14 protein-coding genes are annotated in these 17,583 nt (G+C 72.7%); 7 read left to right on the forward strand and 7 right to left on the reverse strand.

Annotated elements, in window-relative coordinates; translation table 11 throughout:
* Positions 1-2 precede the first annotated feature (2 nt).
* Positions 3-1,787 carry a S9 family peptidase gene (locus GT755_RS07585; protein WP_161478995.1) on the reverse strand — a complete coding sequence of 595 codons (1,785 nt, stop codon included), beginning with the start codon at positions 1,785-1,787 and terminating at the stop codon, positions 3-5.
* Between the two features lie 75 nt (positions 1,788-1,862).
* On the opposite strand from GT755_RS07585, the gene GT755_RS07590 reads away from it, so the two are divergent.
* The 6 genes from GT755_RS07590 to GT755_RS07615 are packed head-to-tail and all read left to right on the forward strand — an operon-like array spanning position 1,863 to position 10,038.
* On the forward strand, positions 1,863-3,086 hold the full coding sequence (locus GT755_RS07590; protein WP_161478996.1) for a metal-dependent hydrolase family protein: 1,224 nt from the start codon (positions 1,863-1,865) through the stop codon (positions 3,084-3,086).
* A complete protein-coding gene (locus GT755_RS07595; RefSeq protein WP_161478997.1) occupies positions 3,083-4,102 on the forward strand; it encodes a DMT family transporter in 1,020 nt (339 codons plus the stop codon). The genes GT755_RS07590 and GT755_RS07595 overlap by 4 nt, the downstream gene beginning before the upstream one ends.
* Positions 4,069-5,235, forward strand: a complete 1,167-nt coding sequence (locus tag GT755_RS07600; RefSeq protein WP_161478998.1) for an acyl-CoA dehydrogenase family protein — start codon at positions 4,069-4,071, stop codon at positions 5,233-5,235. Before GT755_RS07595 ends, GT755_RS07600 begins: the two co-directional genes overlap by 34 nt.
* A complete protein-coding gene (locus GT755_RS07605) occupies positions 5,232-6,980 on the forward strand; it encodes a thiamine pyrophosphate-binding protein (RefSeq protein WP_161478999.1) in 1,749 nt (582 codons plus the stop codon). The genes GT755_RS07600 and GT755_RS07605 overlap by 4 nt, the downstream gene beginning before the upstream one ends.
* Positions 6,977-8,095 carry a Glu/Leu/Phe/Val dehydrogenase dimerization domain-containing protein gene (locus tag GT755_RS07610; RefSeq protein ID WP_161479000.1) on the forward strand — a complete coding sequence of 373 codons (1,119 nt, stop codon included), beginning with the start codon at positions 6,977-6,979 and terminating at the stop codon, positions 8,093-8,095. The genes GT755_RS07605 and GT755_RS07610 overlap by 4 nt, the downstream gene beginning before the upstream one ends.
* The gene (locus GT755_RS07615) at positions 8,092-10,038 is read left to right on the forward strand and encodes an acetate--CoA ligase family protein (RefSeq protein ID WP_161479001.1); all 1,947 of its coding nucleotides are present in this window, start codon (positions 8,092-8,094) and stop codon (positions 10,036-10,038) included. The genes GT755_RS07610 and GT755_RS07615 overlap by 4 nt, the downstream gene beginning before the upstream one ends.
* Here GT755_RS07615 and GT755_RS07620 read toward each other — a convergent pair.
* Together GT755_RS07620 and GT755_RS07625 are read right to left on the reverse strand one after the other, a co-directional pair.
* Positions 10,026-10,607 carry a TetR/AcrR family transcriptional regulator gene (locus tag GT755_RS07620; protein ID WP_202609751.1) on the reverse strand — a complete coding sequence of 194 codons (582 nt, stop codon included), beginning with the start codon at positions 10,605-10,607 and terminating at the stop codon, positions 10,026-10,028. The genes GT755_RS07615 and GT755_RS07620 overlap by 13 nt on opposite strands.
* Positions 10,608-10,637: 30 nt before the next feature.
* A complete protein-coding gene (locus GT755_RS07625) occupies positions 10,638-12,026 on the reverse strand; it encodes a sensor histidine kinase (RefSeq protein ID WP_328794232.1) in 1,389 nt (462 codons plus the stop codon).
* A gap of 57 nt (positions 12,027-12,083) precedes the next feature.
* Here GT755_RS07625 and GT755_RS07630 point away from each other — a divergent pair, with 57 nt between their 5' ends.
* On the forward strand, positions 12,084-13,532 hold the full coding sequence (locus GT755_RS07630) for an AMP-binding protein (protein ID WP_161479003.1): 1,449 nt from the start codon (positions 12,084-12,086) through the stop codon (positions 13,530-13,532).
* Positions 13,533-13,628: 96 nt separating this feature from the next.
* Here the strand turns inward: GT755_RS07630 and GT755_RS07635 are convergent, their stop codons facing one another.
* From GT755_RS07635 to GT755_RS07650, 4 genes are read right to left on the reverse strand one after another with little or no spacing between them, the layout of a single operon-like run.
* Positions 13,629-14,003: a hypothetical protein gene (locus GT755_RS07635; protein WP_235966192.1), complete on the reverse strand. Its 375-nt coding sequence runs from the start codon at positions 14,001-14,003 to the stop codon at positions 13,629-13,631.
* Positions 14,000-15,103, reverse strand: coding sequence for a M20 family metallopeptidase (locus GT755_RS07640; RefSeq protein ID WP_285583158.1), 1,104 nt, complete (start codon positions 15,101-15,103; stop codon positions 14,000-14,002). Before GT755_RS07640 ends, GT755_RS07635 begins: the two co-directional genes overlap by 4 nt.
* Positions 15,100-16,122 (reverse strand): dipeptidase, encoded by a 1,023-nt coding sequence (locus GT755_RS07645; RefSeq protein ID WP_161479004.1) that lies wholly within the window; start codon positions 16,120-16,122, stop codon positions 15,100-15,102. The genes GT755_RS07640 and GT755_RS07645 overlap by 4 nt, the downstream gene beginning before the upstream one ends.
* 36 nt (positions 16,123-16,158) lie before the next feature.
* Positions 16,159-17,580 carry a flavin-containing monooxygenase gene (locus GT755_RS07650; protein ID WP_161479005.1) on the reverse strand — a complete coding sequence of 474 codons (1,422 nt, stop codon included), beginning with the start codon at positions 17,578-17,580 and terminating at the stop codon, positions 16,159-16,161.
* Positions 17,581-17,583 lie beyond the last annotated feature (3 nt).

Raw genomic sequence — 17,583 nt, forward strand, 5'->3', positions numbered from 1 at the left:
GTCTAACGCAGGTGGCGGTTGAGCCAGTGGAGCATTCTCTCTGAGCGGTCGATGCGTCGATCCAGGCGGGCGTCGTGGGTCATCGAGTGGCCCGAGTCCGGATAGAGGACGTACTCCACCTCCCTCCTCAGCCGTCGCAAGGCGACGAACATCTGTTCCGCGTCCGAGGGCGGGCAGCGGTAGTCCTGTTCTCCCTGCAACAGCAGCAGCGGGGTCGTGATCCTCGCCACGTTGCGCAGCGGACTGATCTTCCAGAGGTGGGCCACCCCCTCTTCCGTCCAGGTGTCGCCCAGGCCCGAGTCCACGTCGTAGACGGCTCCGAGGTCGCAGGCGGCGAAGCCCGACACCTGGTTCGTCACCCCGTTCTGGCTGATGGCCGCCGCGAAGCGCTCGCTCGTGCCGATGAGCCAGTTGACCAGGAAGCCTCCGTAGGAGTTGCCGTAGCAGGCCAGTTCTCCGGCCAGGCCCGACTCCGTCAGGTGGTCGAGGACGGTGTGGCAGTCGGCGGCGTCCGGGCCGCCCCAGTCCGCGCCGAGCGCGTCGCCCCACGCGCGGCCCCGGTGGAAGGAACCCCGGATGTTGGGGCGCACGACCAGGTAGCCCGCCGACGCCAGGAGCAGCGCGTCGGAGTCGGGGGCCACCGGCCAGGCCCAGGCGGGGCCGCCGTGCAGGGCCAACACCGTGGGCAGGCCCCGGGCGGTGTCGAGGTCGGTTCCCGGCGGGGCGGTCAGGAAGACCTGCACGCCGTCGATCTCGATCTCCCGCTGGACGGGGGCCGGGTGCCGCGAGAGCCAGACCGAGCCCGAGGGCATCAGCCGCGTCAGCGGGTCGAGGCGGTAGAGGTCGGGGCGGGCGGCGCCGCCGAACGACACGATGGCGCAGACCACGCCGCCGCCTTCCGCGAGGGCGTGCACCACCGGGTCGAGTTCCCGCGGGGTCAGGTCGCGGCCGGTCCTCAGGTCGTGGGCGTACTCGCGGCCGTCGTCGCAGATCACCGTCAGGCGTTCGTCGGTGGTGGGGGCCTGGCCGGCGAACCGGTCCAGGTGGGCCGTCAGGGGCTCGGTCTCGTGCCAGACGGTTTCCGGGTCCCAGTCGGTGGGGCGGCGGACCGGGGGCGCGACCGCGACGACGTCGCCATCCTCGGTGTACGTGAAACGCAGGACCGGGCCGGTCAGATTCGTCCGCCGGGTGAGTTCGCCGGTCAGGGTGACCTCGTGGACCTGTGGGTGGGGGTCGCGGTCGTCGCCCAGGTCGGCGATGAAGCCGATCTTCTCCCCGTGGACGCGCAGGCACGACGCCCACCAGTCGCCGCTCGTCAGGCGTTCCACCGTCTCGCCCACCACGTGGACGTGGGTCGGGTACAGGCGCAGGCCGTGGCCCTCCTCGCGCCAGTCGAGGCGGCGGATCACGCGGGCGACGTCGCCGCGCGTCACGGGTGACTCGTCGTCGGCCGCCAGGACGGCGAAACGACTCTCGTCGAGCCAGGCGAACTCGGCGACGCCCCGTCTGAACGCCGTCACCGTGCGGGCGGGGCCGCCGTCGAGGGGGCGTACCCAGACCTGGTTCCCGTGCAGGTAGGCGATGGACGTACCGGACGGAGAGAACGCCGGGGCGGAGGCCTCGGCGGTGAGGACCCTGGGCGGGCCGCCGGCCGTCGGGACGAGCAGGAGGCGGTGGCGTTCGCGGCCCGCGACGACGCGGCGTTCGACGACGGCGACGTGGCGGCCGTCGGGGGAGACGGTCAGTCCGGTGAGCAGACGGTCGGTCGCCAGGTCCTTCGGTCGCATCGGATCTCCCGTTATTGCCAAGGTAAACCCTGCTGTGTTTGAGTAGCGACTCAGTAAAACAGGAGGGGAGGACCGGTGGCCAGAGCGGTGCGGTGCGCGCGGCTCGTCGACGTCGTGGGCGAGCGGGTGCTGACCGATCAGCTCGTCGTCGTCGAGGGCGACCGGATCGTCTCGACGGGTCCTGACGCCGGGTTCGACGGGGAGGTCCTCGACCTCGGCGACGTCACCGTGGCACCCGGGCTGATCGACCTGCACACCCATCTCGTCGGGGTGGCGGCGTGCGGCGACTACGCCCAGGAGCTCAAGCACAGCGCGGCCCGCCAGGCCTTCGCCTCCATCCCCAACGCCCGCGACACGCTGCTCGCCGGGTTCACCACCGTCCGCGACGTCGGCACGTTCCGGGCGTTCGTCGACGTCTCGCTGCGCGACGCCATCGAGGCCGGGCACGTGCCCGGGCCGCGCATGGCCGTCGCCGGGGCCTACGTGACCGTGCGCGGCGGCGGCGGCATGCTGACCGGGTTCGCCCACGACGTCGAGGTGCCGAAGGAGTTCCGGTTCGGCGAGACGCGGTCGGTCGACGACATCCGGGAGCGGGTCCGGGAGATCGTCTTCCACGGCGCCGACCTGATCAAGCTGATCGCCACGGGCGCGGTGCTCGCCAACGGCACCGTCCCCGGAGCGCCCGAGCTGACCGAGGCGCAGATGCGCGCCGCCGTCGAGGAGGCGTCCTGGTACGGCCGCCACGTCGCCGCGCACGCCCATGGGGCCGAGGGCATCAAGCGGGCGGTGCGCGCCGGGGTGCGGTCGATCGAGCACGCCTGCTTCCTCGACGACGAGGCCGCCGAACTCATGGCCGCCCACGGCACCTACCTGTCGGCCGACATCTGGTGGGCCGACTGGATCCGCGAGACCGGCCCGTCGCAGGGCTACGACGCCGAACAGCTCCGCAAGAACGACGAGACCGCCGAGGCGCAGCGCGAGGGCTTCCGCAAAGCCGTGCGGGCCGGGGTGAAGATCGGGTTCGGCTCCGACGCCGGCGGCTTCCCCCACGGTCTCCAAGGTCGGCAGCTCGCCACCATGGTCGAGCACGGGCTCACGCCGATCCAGGCGCTGAAGGCGGCGACGCTGACCAGCGCCGAGTGCATGGGCTGGGACGACCGGGTCGGCTCCCTCTCGCCGGGCCGGTACGCCGACCTCGTGGCCGTGCCCGGAGACCTGGACATCACGAAGTTCGCCGACGTGGCGTTCGTGATGAAGGGCGGCGAGGTCGTCAAGGACACCCTGCGGACCACCTCATGACCACCGGCGAGCAGCCCGCCGCCCCACCGGTGCCCGATGCCCGGCGCGGCCGTGCGGAGGCGGTCGACGTGTTCGCGACAGGTGGCGGCCTCCCGGCCGCATCGCCGGGGCCGTCCCCGAGACGTCACTATCACCTGGGCGTTCTGGCACTCGTCTCGGTCACCGCCATCTGGGGATCCACGTTCCCCCTGACCAAGGATCTGGTCGCGCGGCTCCCGATCGCCGACCTCTACGCCGCGAGGTTCGGGATCGCGGTGGTGGTTCTCATCGCCGTCCGGCCGCGCGTGCTCGGGAACCTGAGCCCCCGGCTGTGGGGGACCGGCGCGCTGCTGGGGCTCCTCTACGGCCTCGCGCTGACCCTCCAGACCATCGGGCTGGCCGAGTTGCCGTCGTCGGTCTCCGGGTTCGTCACCGGGTCCTACCTCGTGATGACGCCGCTGATCGCCCTGGTCTGGCTGAAGACGCGGGTCAGCCGGCCGACCTGGGCGGCCGTCGGGCTCGCCACCGTCGGCACCGCCTCGTTCAGCCTGCTCAGCGGGTCGGGCGGCGCGCCCGCGGGCGCCGTGGCGCTGACCGCCGTGTCGGCGCTGCTGTACGCCGTCCATCTGGTCGCGCTCGGGAAGTGGTCGCGGCCGGAGGAGGCGTACGCGCTGTCGGTCGTGCAGATCCTCACGCTGGCCGTCGTCATGACCGTCGCCGCCGCGCCCGGCGGCATCACGCTGCCGGAGGGCGCCGGCGACTGGACCGGCGTGCTCTACCTCGCCACCGTCGCGGGGGCCGGCACGTTCCTCGCCCAGACGTGGGCGCAGGCGCACGTGCCGCCGACCGCCGCCGCCGTCGTCATCGCGGTCGAGCCCGTGTGGGCCACCGCCTTCGCCGCCGTCCTGTACGGCGAGCCGCTCACCTGGACGGTCCTCGTCGGGGGCGGTTGCATGCTGGCCGCCATGGGGATCGTGGCCCGGCCCGTACCCGAGGAGAGACCATGCCCAGAATCCCCCGTCTCGGCCGTGAGCTGAGCCCGGAGCAGGCCGACGTCGTCGCGCTGGCGCGGCGGTTCGCCGCCGAGGAGATCCGGCCCCGGGCGCGCGAGGTCGACGAGGGCGACCACGTCTTCCCCCGCGACATCTGGGCGAAGGCGGCGAAGGCCGGGCTGACCTCGTTCATGATCCCCGAGGAGTTCGGCGGGGGCGGGGTCACCGACCTGGTCACCCAGTGCCTCGTCCAGGAGGAGTTGTGCCACGGCGACATCTCCATCGGGAACCTGATCACCTCGGGCGGCTTCTTCGCCTCGCCCGTGCTGGAACTCGGCACCCCCGCGCAGAAGGAGCGCCTGCTCGCGCCGCTGACCGGTGACGACCCGCCCCTGACCGCGCTGGCCACGACCGAGCCCGGCGTCGGCTCCGACGCGGCGTCGATCACCACCAGGGCCGGGCGCGACGGCGACCACTACGTGCTGACCGGCCAGAAGACGTGGATCTCCAACGCCCCCTTCGCCGAGTGGTTCGTGATCTTCGCGACGGTCGCGCCCGGCACCCGCTCCAAGGGGGTGACGGCCTTCGTCGTGCACCGGGACACACCCGGCTTCACGGTCGGGCCGCCGATGCCGAAGATGGGCCAGCGCGGCATCGCGTGCGCGGAGCTGTTCCTCGACGGGGTCCGCGTCCCGGTGGCCGACCGCCTCGGCGAGGAGGGCCAGGGCTTCCGCGGGCTCATGCGGACCTTCGACGCCTCCCGGGTGCTCATCGCCGCCGCCTGCACCGGTCTGTCGCGGGCCGCTCTGGACGTGTCGCTGGCGTACGCGAAGGACAGGGAGCAGTTCGGCACGCCCATCATCGGCCACCAGGCGGTGGCCTTCCGGCTCGCCGACATGGCCGCGAAGACCGACGTGTCGGCGCTGCTGACCCGCCGGGCCGCCGACCTCTACGACCTCGGCGAGACCATCACCGAGGAGGCCGCGATCGCCAAGCTGACGGCGTCGGAGAACGCCGTGTGGTGCGCGTGGGCGGCGATGCAGACGTTCGGCGGCTGGGGCTACTCGCGGGAGTTCCCGGTGGAGAAGTGGCTGCGCGACGCCAAGCTGGAGGAGCTCGAAGAGGGCACCTCCGACATCCAGCGGCTCATCATCTCCCGGTCGCTGGCCCGGTCATGACGGGCGCGACGGCGGTCGCGGCCACCCTGGCCGCCTTCGGGGCCGACACGGTGTTCGGCATCCCCGGAACCCACAACCTCGCCCTGTACGACGCCCTCGCCCGCCAGGGCACCCGGCTGGTCACCCCCCGGCACGAGCAGGGGGCCGGGTACGCCGCCGACGGCTACGCCCGGATCTCGGGGCGTCCCGGGGTCGTCCTGACCACGACCGGCCCCGGCATCCTGAACGCCGCGGCGGCGGCCGGGCAGGCCTACTCCGACTCGATCCCGCTGCTGCTGATCTCGCCCGGCGTGCCGACGACGCATCCGCGCCGGAGCACCGGCTACCTGCACGAGACGAAGAACCAGTCGGCGGCCATGGACGCGGTCTGCGCGTGGAGCCACCGCGTGACGACGGTGGCCGAGATCCCGTCGGCGCTCGCGGCGGCGTTCACCTTCTTCGCGGAGGGCCGGGCGCGACCCGTCCACATCGAGATCCCCGCCGACCTCCTCGACGCCGAGGGCGACCACACGCTGCCCGCACGGGGCGGCCTCCCCGAAGCCGCTCAGGCCCTGACCGGAGCCGGACGGGTGGGCATCGTCCTGGGCGGCGGCGCCCGCGAGGCGGGAGAGGCGGCCCTCCGGCTCGCCGACCTCGTGGACGCCCTGGTGGTCACCACCATCAACGGGACGGGCATCCTCCCTCCCACCCACCGTCGCAACCTCGGTCCCGCCCTCTTCCTGGGGGCGACCCAGGCGTGGCTGAAGTCGTGCGACGTGGTCGTGGCCGTGGGCACGGAACTGGCCCCCTCGGACCTGTGGACCGACTTCACCTACGAGGGCACCCTCATCCGCATCGACGTCGACCCGGCCCAGACGACGACCGCGACGATCCCGATCACCGCCCGCGCGGAATCGGCCCTCCCCGTTTTGGCCACCCTGGTGGCGAAGACCGTACAAGCGGATCACGCGCCCCGCACCGACCCCGACTTGCCCGCGATGACCCAAGACGCCATTGACAGGCACACGCGCCGCACCGGCCCTGACCTGCCCGCGGTCACCCGGGACGTCGCTGACGGGCGGGGTGCGGCGGTCGGGCACGCGCCCGGTACCGGTTCCGTCTGGCCCGTGATCACAGACCACCGCGGTGAGGTGTCCGGGCGTGCGGCTCTCGCCGAGGTCACCCGTCGGATCGCCGAGGAACACGCCGCCCTCGCCGAGGTGACCCGGCGGATCGCCGAGGAACGTGCTGCCCTGGCCGCCCCCTGGCGAGCCGAGCTCGACGCCATCGCCCAGGCCCTCCCCGCCGACGCCGTGGTCGCCGCCGACAACTCGATGTTCTGTTACTACGGCGCCCTGGCCATCCTCCGGCGCCGTTTCCTGTTCCCCACGGGATTCGGCACCCTCGGCTACGCCCTGCCCGCCGCGATCGGCGCCAAGGTCGCCGACCCGGACCTGCCGGTTCTGGTCCTGGCCGGTGACGGCGCGCTTCAGTTCAGCGTCCAGGAGCTGGCCACCGCCGTCGAGCTGGGGCTCAACCTGCCCGTCGTCGTCGCGGTCAACGGCGGCTACGGGGAGATCCGGGCCGAGATGACGGCCCGGCCCATGACCCCGGTGGCGGTCGACCTGCACGCCCCCGACTTCGTCCAGGTCGCCCGGGCCTTCGGCGCCCGCGGTGTCGACCATCCGGCGGACCTGACGGTCGAGATCGGCCGGGCGTTCGCCGCCGACCGTCCCACGGTGATCGTCGTCCAGGAGCACTCATGACCCCGTTCCTCCAGGTCGTCTGGACCGACGACGTCACCGGCCGCCCCGGCTACCTGGTCATCGACCGGCTGGGCCGGGGGGTCGGCAGCGGCGGCCTGCGGATGCGCGCCGGCGTCACCCTCGACGAGGTCGCCGACCTGGCGCGGGGCATGTCCCGCAAGGAGGCCATCGCCTACGAACCGGGCCTGGCCTACCAGCCGCTCGGCGGCGCGAAGGGCGGCATCGACTGCGACCCGCTCGACCCCGAGGCCACCGGCATGCTGCACCGCTACATCGCCGCGATGAAGCCCCTGCTGGCCACCTACTGGGCGACCGGCGAGGACCTGGGCCTGCGCCAGGAGTCGATCGAGGAGGCCTGTCACGCGGCCGGCCTGCGCACCTCGATCGACGCGGTCCTGCCGCTGCTCGACGACCCCGACACGGCACTCAAACGCCTCGACGCCGCCTTCGCCGTCACGGTCGACGGCATCGGCCTGGGCGACCTGGCGGGAGGATGCGGCGTGGCCGAGTCGGCGCTGACCGCGCTCGACCGCCTGGGCATCCGGGAGCCGACGGCGGTCGTCCAGGGCTTCGGCTCCATGGGCGGCGCGACGGCGCGGTTCCTGGCGCGGGCCGGGGTGCGGATCGTCGGCGTCGCCGACGCCGACGGGCTCCTGACCGACCCGGCCGGTCTGGACGTGGAGGGGCTGCTCCGCGCCCGCGACCCCTTCGGCCGCGTCCCTGGCGACAAACGGCCCCGCGAGGAGTGGCTCGACGTCGACTGCGACCTGCTGGTCCCGGCCGCCGTCTCCTACTGCATCGGGGTGGACGAGGCCCCCCGGGTGCGGGCCCGCCTGGTGGTGGAGGCGGCCAACGTCCCGGTCACCCCGGAGGCCGAACACGTGCTGACGAGCAGGGGGGTGGTGGTCGTCCCGGACGTGGTGGCGAACTCGGCGACCAACTCCTGGTGGTGGTGGACCCTGTTCGGCGACATCCCGGCCGACGCCGACGCCGCCTTCGCGAAGATCCGCTCGTGGATGCGCCGAGTGACGACCGAGGTCATGTCCGATCCGGCCCGGACACCGCGCGAGGCCGCCCACGACCTGAGCGCCCGCAACCTGGCGGCCCAGCGATGACCGAGTCCCTGTTCGACCCCCGCACGGTCGCCGTGGTCGGCGCCTCCGACGACCCCGCCAAATGGGGTTACTGGCTGGCCAGGGGCGCCCTGAGCGGCGCGTCCCGCCGCCCGGTCCACCTGGTGAACGCCCGGGGCGCCGACGTCCTCGGCCACGCCACCCACCGCTCGCTGCGCGACCTCCCCGAGACCCTCGACCTGGTCGCCATCGCGACCCCGCCGCACACCTACGAGCAGGTCGTCGGCGACGCCCTCGACGCCGGGGCCCGCCACCTCGTCGCGATCACCGCCGGGGTCGTCTACCCGGGCGGCCTGCCCGCGCTGGCCGAGCGGGTGCGCTCGGCGGGCGCCCGTCTCGTGGGTCCGACCAGCATGGGGGTGTACGACTCCGCCGCCGGCCTCGCCCTCACCTGGGGCACGCTCACGCCCGGCCCGATCGGCGTCGTCTCCCAGAGCGGCTCGGTCGGCCTGGAGCTCGGCTACCTGGCCGCGAAGGAGGGCCTGGGCCTGTCGCGGTTCGTGTCCGTCGGGGCCGCCGCCGACCTCGGCGTCAGGGAACTGGCCGAAGCGGTCGTCGCCGCCCCGCACACGCGGGTCCTCGTCCTCTACCTCGAAGACCTGTCGATCGGCCGCGACCTGATCGCCCTGGCGGGCGGCAAGCCCGTCATCCTGCTGACCGTCGGCGGCTCGGCGGCGGGCCGCCGCGCGGTCACCTCCCACACCGGCGCGCTCGCCACCCCCGACGCGGTCGTGGACGCGTTGTGCCGGGCGGCCGGGGTGATGCGCGCCCGCACTCCCCAGGAGGCGATCCACATCGCCCAGGCGTGCCTGGCCGTCTCCACGCCGGTGCGGCGGATCGCGGTGGTGGCCGACAGCGGCGGCCAGGGCGCGATCGCCGCCGAACTGGCCGAACGCCTCGGCCTGGAGGTCCCGGCGTTCACCCCGGCCACGGTCGAGGCGCTCGCGGCTCTCCTGCCGCCGGACGCGGGCCTGTCGAACCCGGTCGACCTGGCGGGCGCGGGGGAGGCCGACCTGGCGACGTACCCGAAGATCACGGAGATCGTCGCGCCCGAGGTCGACGCCGTCGTGCTGACCGGATACTTCGCCAGCTACGCCGCCGACAGCCCGGCCCTGGAGGGCGCGGAGCAGGCCGCCGCCGCCCACCTGGCCCGGACGCTCACCACGAGGCCCTGCCTGATCCACACGATGCGCCCCGAGGGCCCGACCGTGGACTTCCTGCGGGCGGCCGGCATCCCCGTCCACGGCACGATCGACGCCGTCATGACCGGCCTGAGCGCGCTGACCTCCCCGCGGGAGGTCCGGCCGCCGGTGCCGCGATCCCCGGCGCCGCCGGGCGACGTCTCCGGATTCACCGCCCTTCGCCGCACCCTCATGGCCGCCGGGGTCGCCTTCCCCGACGGCCGGCTCTACGACGGCGGCGACCCCGGTCTGTCCTATCCGCTGGTGCTCAAGGCCCTGGGACCGGCCCACAAGACCGAGTTGGGCGGCGTCGTGCTCGGCATCGGGACCCCGGAGGACCTGCACCGGGAGGCGGCCCGGATGCGGGAGAGGCTGGCGGGGCCGCCGCTCTGGGTCGAGGAGCAGCTGACGACGCCCGGAACGGAGCTGATCGTCGGCGCGCACCGCGACCCCCACGCCGGGCCGGTCGTCACGTTCGGGGCCGGGGGAGTGCTCGCCGAGCTCGTCGCCGACACCGTGACGGCCCTCGCCCCGCTCACCCACGAGCAGGCGAAAGAGCTGATCGGGAGGACGCGGGTGGCCCGGCTGCTGAACGGCTGGCGCGGCGCGCCGCCCGCCGACGTCGACGCCGTCGCCCACGTGATGGTCGTTCTGGGCGACATCCTCGAAGCCCGTCCCGAGCTCACCGAGATCGAGGTCAACCCGCTCAAGGACGGGGTCGCGCTCGACGCCTACGCGAGCTGATCGGGCTCCAGCCCGAGTTCGACGGCGGCCGCCGTGCGCACCAGCTCGAACAGCCGCGCCCGGGTCAGCATCCTCTTGTGCACGGTCACCTGGACGGTCAGCCCGTCGATCAGCGACATCAGCCGCCAGGCCGCCCCTTCAGGGTCGGGGCACTGGAAGACCCCGTCGTCGGCCCCGGCCGCCAGGATGCCTCGCAGGGCGTCCTTCCACCGCAGGTCGAGCGCGCGGGAGACGTCTTCGAGCGACGGGTTCCGCATCGACTCCGACCAGGCGTCGATCCACAACGCCCACGATTTCGATTTACCGCTCGGCGAATACAACTTGAGCATCGCCCGCAGTTTGTCGACCGGCCCCCCGGCCGATTCGAGAAGCGCCTCGAGATTGTCGAGATCGCGTTCGGCCGCGTATCCGAAGGCGGCGGCGAACAGTTTCTCCTTCGTCTCGAAATGGTAGAAGAGCAGCGCCTGGCTCACCCCCGCGGCCTGGGCGATGTCGACGGTGCGGGTGTGCCCGAAACCCTGGGCCGCGATGACCTCGCAGGCGACCTTGAGCAGATCCTCCCGGCGCATTCGGCTGATTCCCCGTGCCACATCGGAACCCTAGCGCGACACGGGGATTCGCAGTACGAACCGGGCGCCTTTCACGCTGTCCTCGATGCCGAGGGTGCCGCCGTGGCTTTCGCAGATCTGGCGGGCGATGGCGAGGCCGAGGCCGGTCCCGCCGACGTCGCGCGAGCGGGCGGCGTCGAGGCGGGTGAACCGCTGGAAGACGTGCTCCCACTTGTCGGGCGGGATGCCGGCGCCGTCGTCCACGACCTCCAGGACGCCGCACAGGTCCTCCTCGTAGACCTTGACGATGACGAGCGAGTTGGCGTGGCGTTCGGCGTTGTCGAGGAGGTTGGTCAGCACGCGGGCGAGACGCAGGCGGTCGCCCATTATGATCACACCCGGTTGCAGGTCGCGGATGATCCTGACCCGGTGCCGGCGGCGGTCGAGCTCGGTCGCGGCGAGCTGGCCGAGGTCGACGGGGTCCATCCGCCCCGGGGCGCCCGAGTCGAGGCGGGCGATCTGGAGGAGGTCGTCCACCAGGGCCTGGAGGCGGTCGATGCTGGCCAGGATGGCCTCGCCGGTCTCGGCCCAGTCGGTCGTCTCGACGTCGAGCAGGGCGCTCTCGACCTCGGCGCGCATGGCGGTGAGGGGGCTGCGCAGGTCGTGGGAGGCGTCGGAGGCGAACCGCCGCTGCTGCTCGACGGCCTCCTCCAGGCGGTCGAGGGTGGCGTTGGCGGTCTCGGCCAGACGGCGGATCTCGTCGTGGTTCTTCGGCACCGGCACCCGGTGGTCCAGCTCGCTGCCGGTGATCGTGGCGAGCTCCTCGCTGATCGCGTCGACCGGCCGCAGCGCCTTGCCCACCAGCCAGTACGTGCCGAAGGTCGTCACCGTGATGATGAGCCCGGCCCCGAGGAGCAGCAGCAGGTCGACGCGCGGGTCGACGTACCAGGGCACCACCGGGTCGGCGGCGTAGATCAGATAGTCGCCCTCCGGGCTGTAGACGCGGATGGCGACGATCACCATGCACTGGTCGGGCCACAACGCGGAGTCGCAGTAGACCATGTCCTGCCGAACGGTCGTGTCCGGCGGCTGGAAGACCGCCATCCGGGGCTTGCCCCGCAACAGCACGCTGGACGACTTGACGGACCCGTCGGGCCGGACCACCTGCAGCCCGGCGATGCCCTGGGTCGGCAGCACGGGCGGGATCTGCTCGTTCTTCAGCATGTGGATGGTCTTGAGGGTGACCCGCACGATCCGGTCGACGTTGTACTGGCTCGCCAGCCCCCGCAGGCCGATGAGGGCGGTCGCGACCACGGCCAGGCACAGAAGCGTCATGACCAGACCGGCGACCAACGTCAACCGGCCCCGCATCGACCACCGGTGCCATCCGAACAACCTGTTCCCCCTGATGTCCCAGGTGATCACAGAACGTCGGATCACGGCTACTCAAGGTGGTCAAGGCTGGGCAAACAGGTCGTCTGGCGCAATGCTCGACGTATGGACCCGAGCTTCTACCTGATCGCCCGGACCGACCCCGACCGCCTCGCGGTGATCGACGTCGACGGCACCGAGGTCCGCGCCGGGGAACTGCTCGCCCTCGCCAACCAGGTCTCCCACGGCCTGCGCGACCAGGGCCTGTCCGCCGGCGACGTCGTCGCGGGCACGCTCCGCAACGGCCTGGACGCCCTCGTCATGCTCCTGGCCACCGGCCAGACGGGCCTCTACTACGTGCCGGTCAACTGGCACCTCACCGAGGCCGAGATCGGCTACATCGTCACCGACAGCGACGCGCGACTGGTCGTCCGGACCCCGGAGGACGTCGCCGCCCTGGCCCTCGGCAACCCGGTCACCGACCCGCCCGACCGGACGTACGGCCAGGTCATGTGGTACACGAGCGGCACCACGGGCTTCCCGAAGGGCGTCCAGCGGCCCCGGACGTCCAAGACCCCGGAGGAGATCCTGCCGCTGTACCTGTGGTTCATCGACGAGGTCCTCGACCTGCGGCAGGGCGACGGCGTGCACCTGGTGACCTCGCCGATGTACCACTCGGCCCCCTGCGCGCACGCCCAGTTCGCCCTCCACCTGGGCCACACGGTCGTGATCACCCCGAGGTTCGATCCCGAGCCCGTGCTGGAACTGATCGAACGCCACCGGGTGACCGACACGATGATGGTCCCGACCATGTTCCACCGCATGCTCCGCCTCCCGGCCGAGACCAGGGAGCGCTACGACGTCTCCTCGCTGCGCCAGGTCACCCACACGGCCGCCGCCTGCCCCGTCCCGGTCAAGCAGGCGATGATGGACTGGTTCGGCCCGGTCCTCTACGAGTACTACGGCTCGACCGAGTCGGCCATCGCCTTCGCCGTTAAACCCGCCGAGTGGCTCGCCCACCCCGGCACGGTCGGCCGCCCGGTCCCCGGCATGGAGGCCCGGATCCTCGACGAGAACGGCGAGGAACTCCCGCCCGGCGTACCCGGAATGATCTACGTGAAGTCGTCGCTGGGCACCTTCGAATACCGCAAGGACCCGGAGAAGACGGCCGCCGCCAAACGCGGCGACTGGTACGCCCCCGGCGACATCGGCTACCTCGACCCCGAGGGATACCTCTACCTGCTCGACCGCCGGACCGACCTGATCGTCAGCGGCGGGGTGAACATCTACCCGGCCGAGATCGAGGCCGCCCTGCTGAGCCACCCCGGCGTGGTCGAGGCCGCGGTGATCGGGGTGCCCGACGAGGAGTGGGGGCACTCGGTGGTGGCGCTGGTCCAGACGGCGGAGAAGGTGACGGAGGAGGAGCTCAGGGAGCATCTGGAGCCCCGGCTGGCGCGGTTCAAGCATCCCCGGGTGATCGAGTTCCGCGACGAACTGCCCCGGACGCCGACCGGGAAGTTGTCGCGGACGAAGGTCCGGGAGCGCTACCTGTCCGAGGGCGACCGCAACACGTAGCCGCCGTCGCGGAACCCGGTCACCCGCCACCCGTCCCGCAGCCGCCCGCCGAGCTCCTCCCGGACGGCCATCCGCCACCGCCTCGCCGTGGCCGGGTCATCCCGCCGCAGCCGTTCGATGTCCTCCGGCAACCGGATCAGGACGACGGGCGCGGACACCGATCGTGGAGATCTCCCGCGCCAGCGCCCACGACCGCTGGTGCCGCTTGAGCGCCAGCCCGGCCCCCGGCGTGACCACCCCGGTCACGTGGGAGTGGAGCGTCGCCTCCCCGGGCGGCGAGCAGAACGCCACCGACCCTCCGGTCAGCCGTCCGTCGACGAAGGCCCCGGCCACGTAGTTGCCCGCGTGGGAGAAGGCCCGCATCAGCTCCACGGTCACCGGAGGGTTCGACGGCTCGGGCCGCCAGATCGAGTCGAACACCCCGGAGAGGGCCTCGAACTCGGCCAGGGTGGTCAGTTCCCGCACGATCACGCCAGCACCGACCGCACCAGTTCCGTCAGCAGCCGGGCCCGGACCGGCATGTGCTCCACCAGGACGTGCTCCTCGGGCGCGTGCGCCCCGCCGCCGAGGGCGCCCAGCCCGTCGAGGGTGGGGGTGCCGACCCCGGCGGTGAAGTTCCCGTCGGAGGCGCCGCCGACCGACACCCCGGTCAGCGGGGGCATGCCGAGCGACGCGGCGATCTCCACGGCCCGCTCGAACAGGGCGGCGGAGGCCGCGCCGTCGAAGGGCGGGCGGTTGGGGCCGCCCAGCAGTTCGAGCCGGGTGCCGTCGAGGACGGGCGTGAGGGCGCGCATCAGCTCGTCGACCCGCTGCTGGGAGGCCACGTCGGGCACCCGCACGTCGATCGCCACCCGCCCCAGGGCCGGGATGGTGTTCGTGGACGTCCCGGCCGACATCAGCGTCGGCGTGACCGACAGGGACCCCGGCTGGGACGACGACGACACGGAGCCGGCGATCCGGGTGATGGCGATGATCTGGTGCGCGAGCTCGATGCCGGCGTTGGCGCCCTTCTCCGGTTCGAGGCCGGCGTGGGCGGCCCGGCCGTGCACCAGGAGTTCGTACCGGGAGATGCCCTTGCGCGCCAGTTTCAGCGCCCCGCCGTCGGCGCTGGCCTCCAGGACGAACGCGGCCGACAGGCCCCGTGCCGCGTCCTCGATCAGCGGCTGCGAGGTGGGGGAGCCGAGTTCCTCGTCGCCGACGACCAGCACCGACACCCCGTCGAGGGACGGCAGGCCGGACAGGGCGTGGAAGAGCTGCACCAGGCCGGCCTTCATGTCGAAGACGCCGGGGCCGCGGGCGACGCCGTCGCGGCAGCTCCACGGCATGTCGCGCAGGGTGCCGACCGGCCAGACCGTGTCGTGGTGGCCGAGCAGCAGCACGCGCGGCCGCCCGAACGTCCACCTCAGGTGTGACACGCCCCGGATCGTCACCCGCTCGGGCGCGGCCCCGAGCCGCCGGGCCCCGACCTCGGCGACCACCTCGGCGCTCTTGGCGACTGCCGCGTGGTCGGCGGAGAACGACTCGCAGCCGACCAGTTCCTCCAGGTCGCCGACCATCTCGTCGAGGTTCACCGGCGCACCCCCAGCTCGGCGCGGAACAGGCGCAGCACGTTCTCGCCCAGGATCAGCCGGATCTCCTCGGGGGAGAAGCCGTGCTTCTCCAGCGCCTCGGTCACCAGCGGCAGGCCGCGCGGGCCGTCGAGGTCGGGGATCACCGCGTCGACGTCGAGGCCCGACGGGGCGGCCTCGCAGCAGGGCGGGGTGACGTCGTGGAGCACCTCGCGGATGAAGTCGGGGCCGAGGCCCACGTGCTCGATGCCGGCCACCGAGGCGATGTGGGCGATGTGGTCGACCAGGTCGTCGACGGTGACCTTCCGGGGGTGCTCGGTGAGGAACGCGGGCAGGAAGTTGACGCAGATCACGCCGCCCGTGGCGGCGACGCCGCGGAGCTGGTCGTCGGTCAGGTTCCGGTGGTGGTCGAGCAGCGCCCGCGCCGAGGAGTGGGTCGCCATCACCGGCCGCCGGGCCAGTTCCAGCACGTGGGCGACGCCGGAGGCGCCCAGGTGGGAGACGTCGAAGACGATCCCCAGGTCCTCCATCGTCGCCAGGGCCTCGACCCCCGCCGCGGTCAGCCGGGAGCCGGTGGCGTCCTCGCCGCTGCCGTCGGCCAGGGGCGTGCGGCCCCAGTGGGCGATCGACGCGACCCGCACGCCGAGCCGGTGGAGCGTCGGGACGAGCTCGACGCTGGAGTCGAGGCCGGGCATGCTCTCCATGGCCAGGACCAGCGCGATCCTGCCGTCGGCCAGGGCGGCGTCGATCTCGCCGCCGTCGAGGCAGAGGCGCACCTCGTCGACCTCGGCGGCGATCACGTGGGCGGCCTCGATCATGCGGAGGGTCTGCCGCAGCGCGCCCTCGGGGCGGTACCAGTCGTCGATGAACACCGGCAGCACCTGCAGGTCCACCCCGCCCTCGGTGAGCTGGGGGAGCCAGGTGTCGCGGAAGTACCGGGCCCATTGTTTCGGCGGGCGGGCGGCCACCGCCATCAGGAGGTCGTTGTGGGTGTCGGCCACCACCGCGTCGAAGTGCAGCATGGCGGGGCTCCTTCCGGGGAGGGCGTCTACCGGACGTTACCGTCCCGCCCCGAACTTGTATGCCCCTGGCCTGGGCCGCCGGGTGATCCTGCGGTATTCGCGGGCCGTGCGCGGCCAGTTGGTGGTGATCCTCCCGTCGGCGGTCTTGTACCAGCTCTGGCAGTCGCCGCTCCAGACCGTGGCCGCCAGAGCCCTGTTCAGAGCAGTCCGGTACGCCGCCAGCGCCCCTTCGGTGACCTCCATTGGGCCCCGCCGGGCGATCAGGTCGAGGCAGCCCATGACGTACCTGACCTGGGCCTCCAGCATGTAGACGATCGAGTTGTGGCCGAGGTTGGTGTTGGGGCCGTACAGGAAGAAGAGGTTGGGGAAGCCGGGGGCGGCCAGGCCCAGGTAGGCCTCGGCGCCGTCCTTCCACTGGTCGTGCAGGTCGCGGCCGCCGGCGTTGGTGACGGTCATCGGCATGAGGAACTCGGTGGAGTGGAAGCCGGTGGCGTACACGATCGTGTCGGCTCTTCTGAGCCCGGAGGGCGTCCGCACCCCTTCGGGGGCGATCCGGACGATCGGCTCGGTGACCAGGTCGACGTTCGGCCTGGTCAGCGCCGGATAGAAGAGGCTGTCGAAGACCACCCGCTTGCAGCCCGGCGGATAGTCGGGAGTCAACTTGTGGCGCAGCTCGGGGTCGGGGACCTGGCGGCGCAGGTGGCTGAGCGCGGTCCGCCGGATCAGGTCGGTGCTCCACCCGCCGATCAGGGCGGGCCAGACCGTCTTCTCGACGTAGTCGAAGAACCATCGCCGGTACGCCCGATGGGCCCCCGGCACCCATCGGAACATCGCCCTGGTCAGCGGCGCGAACTCGGCGTCGGCCTTCGGCAGCACCCAGCTGGGGGTGCGCTGGTAGACGTCCACGTGCTCGGCCGTCTCCGCGACCGGCGGGATGAGCTGGGCGGCGGAGGAGCCCGTGCCGATGACGGCGACCCGCCTGCCCGTCAGATCGCGGCCCGCCCAGCGGGCCGAGTGGAAGGCGTCGCCCGCGAACGTCCCGGCGCCCGGGATGCCGGGCACCCGGGGCCGGTTGAGCTGCCCGACGGCCGTGACCACCACGTCGAACCGCTCGACCGAGCCGGGCGTGACCACGAGCCAGCCCGCGCCGTCGTGGGCCAGTTCGCTCACCTCGGCGCCGAACCGGGGCCGGATCCCGTGCTTGGCCGCGATCATCTCCAGGTAGGCGAGGATCTCCGGCTGCCCCGGATAGCGCCGCGACCAGTCGCAGTAGGGGTCGAACGAGTAGGAGTACAGGTGCGAGGGGATGTCGCAGCCCGCCCCCGGATAGGTGTTGTCCCGCCAGGTCCCGCCGACCCCGTCGCCCTTCTCGAAGACGACATGGGGGATCCCCCTCCGGGCCAGCCGCACGGCCATGCACAGGCCGCCGAACCCGGCTCCGACGATGGCGACGCGCATGAG

The sequence above is a fragment of the Herbidospora solisilvae genome (genome assembly GCF_009901565.1).
Classification (GTDB): Bacteria; Actinomycetota; Actinomycetes; order Streptosporangiales; family Streptosporangiaceae; genus Herbidospora; species Herbidospora solisilvae.